This is a genomic window from Streptomyces sp. NPDC042259 (assembly GCF_055582085.1).
Map to the genome: position 1 here is coordinate 737,780 of NZ_JBVJDW010000004.1, position 6,000 is coordinate 743,779.

Annotated in this window: 4 protein-coding genes; 3 read left to right on the top strand and 1 reads right to left on the bottom strand. The window is 71.6% G+C overall.

The window, feature by feature from the left end:
- Positions 1-46 precede the first annotated feature (46 nt).
- Positions 47-1,633: a S1 family peptidase gene (locus ACZ6MA_RS15560; RefSeq protein ID WP_469434055.1), complete on the top strand. Its 1,587-nt coding sequence runs from the start codon at positions 47-49 to the stop codon at positions 1,631-1,633.
- An 86-nt stretch (positions 1,634-1,719) separates the two neighbouring features.
- Positions 1,720-3,393, top strand: coding sequence for a lytic transglycosylase domain-containing protein (locus ACZ6MA_RS15565; RefSeq protein WP_469434057.1), 1,674 nt, complete (start codon positions 1,720-1,722; stop codon positions 3,391-3,393).
- A 33-nt stretch (positions 3,394-3,426) separates the two neighbouring features.
- Here the strand turns inward: ACZ6MA_RS15565 and ACZ6MA_RS15570 are convergent, their stop codons facing one another.
- Positions 3,427-4,962, bottom strand: a complete 1,536-nt coding sequence (locus ACZ6MA_RS15570) for a glycoside hydrolase family 3 protein (protein WP_469434059.1) — start codon at positions 4,960-4,962, stop codon at positions 3,427-3,429.
- 370 nt (positions 4,963-5,332) lie between these two features.
- Here ACZ6MA_RS15570 and ACZ6MA_RS15575 point away from each other — a divergent pair, with 370 nt between their 5' ends.
- On the top strand, positions 5,333-5,893 hold the full coding sequence (locus ACZ6MA_RS15575; protein WP_469434060.1) for a hypothetical protein: 561 nt from the start codon (positions 5,333-5,335) through the stop codon (positions 5,891-5,893).
- Positions 5,894-6,000: the final 107 nt, after the last annotated feature.

Sequence of the window (6,000 nt, forward strand, 5' to 3'; positions counted from 1 at the left end):
CCATCCGCGTCTCGGATGCTCGACCAAGAATTCTCGAGGAAACAACATGTCTGGCAAGGGTCCGCGTACCGCGTGGATAGCAGGACTTCTCGCAAGCTCCGTCGCGACCGGTGTACTGACCGGTACGCAGGCGCACGCCGTCGTCGGCGACGAGGCCAAGAGCGGGCAGTACGCCTTCACGGCGAAGGTCGACATCGGTGGAGGCAAACGCAGCTGCACCGGTGCGTTGGTCGAGCAGCAGTGGGTGCTCACCGCTGCCAGCTGCTTCGCGGACGACCCCTCGCAGGGCTTCCGGATCACCGGCGGGGCGCCCAAGCAGAAGACCGCAGTGACCGTGGGGCGTACCGATCTCAGCACCGGGTCCGGCTCCGTGGTGGACGCCGTCGAACTCGTACCGCGCGGTGACCGCGATCTCGTGATGGTCAAGCTCGCCAGCCCGGTCACCGGTGTCATCCCGGTGGCTGTGAGCGACGCCGCACCCAGGCAGGGGGACGAGCTGCGCGTCACCGGCTTCGGCCGCACCAAGGATGAGTGGGCACCCGAGCGCCTGCACACCGGCGCGTTCACGGTGGGATCCACGTCGGACACCACGCTCGACATGGCCGGTAGCTCTGCCGACGCGGCCGTCTGCAAGGGTGACACCGGCGGGCCGGCGTTCCGGGAGAAGGATGGCCGGGTCGAGCTGGCCGGCGTCAACATCACCTCTTCGCACGGTGGCTGCTGGGGCACGGATGAAACCGAGACCCGTACCAGCGCGGTGGACGCCCGCGTGGACGATGTCGCCGGCTGGGTCCAGCAAACCTCCTCCCGCACCCTCCTCGCCCGCGCCAACTGGAAGAACGCCACCCACATGGCGTCCGGCTACTTCACCGGTGGCTCGGCCGGCGGGAAGCGCCGTATGGACCTGTTCGTCGTCTGGGCCGACGGCTCGGCCAGCCTTTACCAGGGTGCCGACCACAACGACCCCAAGTACCCCTTCTCCGCCGAGTACAAGGTTGCCGAGAAGGGGAGCTACTGGAAGGACGCCCGAGCCGTCACCGGTGGCGGCTTCACCGGCAGCGGCAGTGACGGGATCACCGTGCGCTGGGCCAGCGGCAAGCTGTCGACGTACACCCACGTCGACCAGAACGGCGTCCACGACGAGAAGACCCTCGCCTACAGCGACACCTGGAAGCGCGCCCGCCTCATCACGGCCGGCCGTTACACCGACAACGCGCTCCGCGACGACCTGCTCGTCCTGTGGGACGACGGATCGACCTCGATGTACTCCGACACCGACACCAACGGTGTCCGCAAGGAGTCCCAGCTGACCAACGCCGACAAGGGCTGGCAGAACGCGGCACAGATCAGCTCCGGTGAGTTCACCGGCAAGAAGACCGCCGATCTGGTCATCCGCTGGAACGACGGCGACACGACCGTCTTCCCCGGCGTCGACACCGCCGGGTACCACGGCCGCACCCGGATCCGTCCGGTGGACTCCGCGTGGAAGAACGGTCAGGTACTCACCGTGGGTGCCTTCGCGGCCAACGTCCGACCCAACGACATCCTCATCCGGTGGAACGACGGCAACGTCAGCTACTACCCGGGCGTGGACGCGGAGGGTACGCACGGCGAGGTGCAGCTCGTCGGCTGAGCCGGTTGATTCCCCGTGGGGGCCGACACCTTCGGGCGTCGGCCCCCACACCCCTGTCCGTAGCGAACCAAGGACCCCGTACCCCTATGAAGCTCGTCCCCGCCCGCCTTGTCAGCCGCACCCGGCAGGGGTTGTGCGGGATCGTCCTCGTTGCTTCCCTGTCCACGGCGGCCGTGGGTGGTCCGCTCACCGCCGACGCCAGCGACGCGGGTGCCGGTTCGCAGGGGGCCCGGCCCCGTGGTGTGCCGAATCTGAGCCTGCCCGACCTGCGGAAGAGCAGCGTCGGCGACGCACCGTCCAGCGAGGTCACGGGCATCCCCGCCACCGCGCTGGACGCCTACAAGAAGGCCGCACGGACAGTGACCTCGAGCCAGCCGGTCTGTCACCTGCCGTGGGAGCTGGTGGCGGGCATCGGCCGGATCGAGTCCGTCCACGCCTCCGGCTACGGTCTGCGGTCCGACGGTTCCACGGCCAAGCCCATCCGTGGGCCTCGCCTCGACGGTCAGCGGTTCGCGTTGATCCGCGACACCGACGGCGGTCGCTGGGACGGTGACACCGAGTACGACCGGGCCGTTGGACCTACCCAGTTCATCCCCTCCACCTGGGCCACCTGGGGTGCCGACGGCAACGGTGACGGGGTGAAGGATCCCAACAACATCTACGATGCCGCCCTGGGCACCGGGCGCTACCTCTGCGCGGGGGACAGGGACCTGGCCGTCGCGGGCGACCTCGACAAGGCCGTCCTCAGCTACAACAACTCGCGCGAGTACGTGAACGCCGTGCTGGACTGGATGCACACCTACGAAGGCGGCAAGGCCACCGCCATTCCCGACGACACCCCGGCGACCCCCTACCGACCCGACCCGGCCGCCGATGCGCATCCCCTGCCGATCGTCTCCCGGACGAACAGGGTCCCGGTCACCGGGGGAGCCACCGTCCGCCGTCTTGGCGGGCCGACGGCTACGTCACCCGTCACCGGGAAGAAACCGGGCCCCGGCGGAGCCGTCAAGCCGAAGCCCGACGGCAAGCCCGCCCCCAAGCCGGACCCACGCCTCGTGCGGTATCTCGAACCGGTCGGTGGACGAAACCTTCAGGCCGATACGGAGCAGGAGCTCGGCCGGCGCTTTCAGGTCCGGGCCACGAACGCCGCCGGTCAAGCCGTCGCCCGGAAGGGCGTCACCTACGAGATCGTGGGCGAGACCCGCGCACGGTTCCCCAAGGGAGCCCAGGTGGTGACCGTCACCACCGACGCCCAGGGCATCGCCGTCGCACCACTGCTGCTCTCCGGCGCCAAGCCCGGCAGCCTCGGCATCAAGGCGAGCGTGCCGGGCGAGCCCGCCCCGGCCGTCGAGTTCCGGGTGACGTTGCGTCTGTCGCCCACTGCCACGGCCGACACGCTGAAGCTGGTCGGCGAGCAGCCTCCGCATGCGCCGAGCGGCAGCTCGTTCTCCGACGCCGTGCGCGTCAAGGCGACCCGTTACGGGCAGCCCGCGGCCGGGACCAGGGTCACCGCCACGGTGATCGTCAGCAAGGAGAACCCGGCGGAGAGCCCCGTGGGCCCTTACTTCACGGGCGCGGGCAGCGGCGGTACTCCGGTGCGAAGCCTCACGCTTTCTCCGCCGGGCGCCGACGGCGTGCTCGTCCTGCCGGAAATCCACACCGACGCGCATCCCGGGACGTACACCCTCCGCCTCACCACGCCGGAGGGCGTGACCTTGGACATCGCACTCACCGTCGACGCACCGCCCGCCGGCAGCTGAGAGGCGGCGACCGGCCTGCGCAGCCGGTCGGTGTCAGTTCTCGGCGGGTGCGAAATCGGCTGCTCCGGCGAGGAGTTCCGCCGCGGCCTGGCCCGAGACGCGGGTCGCGCCGTGGGTCGTGAGGTGGAGCGCGCCGGGGGTCGTGGTGCCGGGGACGCCCATTTCGATGACGACGGCGTCCGGGCGGCCGGCCAGCAGGCGGGTCAGGGCTTCCGACATCCACGCGTGCCGGGCGGCGTCGCGGACCACGACGACGAGCGGGCGGCCGGTCGCGGGCGTCAGGGCGGTGCGGTCCAGGACGGCCGCGTCGGCGGTCAGGTCGGGCTGGGTGAGCCGGACCGACGTGGCGCCGGGGCGCAGGGCGCGCAGGGGGCCCGCCACGCCCCACGGGGTCCGCCGGTCTATGGCCAGGGTCGAGGTGGGGGCCAGCTCGACCACGTGCGGGTCCGCCGGCAGCGGCAGGGTGTCCGGGCGGCCGGAGACGCGCAGGGCGCGGCGGGCCGCGATCAGGCCGATGTCGGAGCGCACCCCGTCGGCCGTCGCGGCGGACCGGGAGCGTCCGCCGGACCAGGCGGCGAACTCCGCGACCCGGGACGCCGCCTTCGCCAGCCGCTCCTCCAGCAGGGTGCCGTCGTGCACGGCCTCGGCCAGGGCGGAGGCGAGGAGTTCGGTGGTGGTCTCGTCCGCGCTCTCGCCGCCGACGCACACGGCGTCGGCGCCGCCCGCCAGGGCCCGCACCGTCGCACCGTCGATGCCGTAGCGGCCGGTCACCGCGCTCATCTCGATGCCGTCGGTGACCACCAGGCCGTCGAAGCCGAGTTCGCCCCGGAGCAGGTCGACCAGAATGCGAGGGCTGAGGGTCGCCGGGAGTTCCGGGTCGAGGGCGGGAACGAGCAGATGGCCGGTCATCACGACCCGGACGCCCGCTTCCATCGCGGCGGTGAACGGTGGCAGGGCGGTCGCCGCGATCTCCTCGGCGGAGGCCGTGACGCGCGGCAGGTCGTGGTGGGAGTCGACGGCGGTGTCGCCGTGACCGGGGAAGTGCTTGGCGCAGGCGGCGACACCGGCGGACTGCAGGCCCCGGACCCAGGCGGCGGTGTGCCGGGCGACCAGGTCGGTGGCGGCGCCGAAGGACCGTACGCCGATGACGGGGTTGCGGGGGTTGGAGTTGACGTCGGCGCTCGGCGCGTAGTTGAGGGAGACGCCGGCCGCGTGCAGCTCGCGTCCGATGTCATGGGCGACGGTCTCGGTCAGCGCCACGTCGTCCACCGCGCCGAGGGCCAGATTGCCGGGGCGGGAGGCGCCCGTCCACGCCTCCATGCGGGTGACGTCCCCGGCCTCCTCGTCGATCGCGATGATCAGGTCCGGGTTCTCCGCGCGGAGCGCCGTGGTCAGCCGGGCGACCTGCTCGGGGTCGCGGATGTTGCGGCCGAACAGCACGACGGCGGCCAGGCCCTCGTCGGCGATCCGGCGGCGGACCCAGTCCGGGGCCTCGGTGCCCTCGAAGCCGGGCTGGAGCACCGCGTGCGTCAGCCGGTTCAGTCGTCCGCCGCGCCCGTGGGACAGCATGGGTGGATACCTCCGATGGTGCCGGTGCCCGCGAGAACGGGACGGGACAATCGGGATATTGGACTGTACCAATGGGGGTGTCAAGGCCGTACCGCCCGCCTGAGCTGTTCCAATAGGCCGCCCCGGCAGGTGAGTTGGAGATCGCCGGAGGTCGGCGGGCGGTCGTGCGCGGGCGGTTGACGGCCTCCGGCGGTGCCGCTTCCTCCGGGCTAAGGGGCCGGCGCTGGACCGGTTCGAGGCCGGGGGCCGTGCCCCGGCGGTCGGCGGAATCCCTGCTCCCGGGGAGTGATCGGGGCCTCCGCCATATGGGGGAGGCGGATCGCCCGTGGAGCCGACGCCCGGCCGACGGGAACCGAACAGGATAGGTCCCGTGACCACCACCACGATCAGCGCACGCAAGCCGGCCGGGACCCCCCTCCGCACCGAGCGGCCCGTCCCGAGATGGGCGAACCTCACCGCCCACGCGATTCCCCTCCTGCTGCTCCCGCAGTGCCTGTGGCGCCTGCCGTTCGCCTTCGACTTCGAAATGGGGCTGAACGTCGAAGGGGAGATGCCGTCGCCGTGGATCTCCATCCCCTACGTCTTCGGGCTCAGCGTGCTCACGGAAGGGCTGGCGCTGCTCTGCTTCGGGCTGGTGCGTGGCTGGGGCGAGGTCGCCCCCTCGTGGCTCCCGGTCATCGGCGGCAAGCACCTGCGGCCCCGCGTCGTGATCACCATCGCCACCATCGGCGGCCTGTGCGCGACGGCCTTCTGGGCGCCGACGCTGCTCTCCTGGTTCGGCGCGTTCGGCCTGGAACCGGCCGGGTACGCCAACGAGTGGTGGAGCACGCTGGCGAAGGTGTGCATCACCCCGGGGATGCTGTGGGGGCCGCTGGTGCTGGTACTGACCTACGGCTACTACGTACGTCGCTGCCGCCCCAGCGATTCCTGACCCGGGGACCCGCCGCCGCGGGCATCCCGCGGGCGTGTCCTCAATCGCCGGACGGGGGGGAGCTCAAACAGTCCAGGGAGGGGGGGAACCAACAAACAATAGGGGCG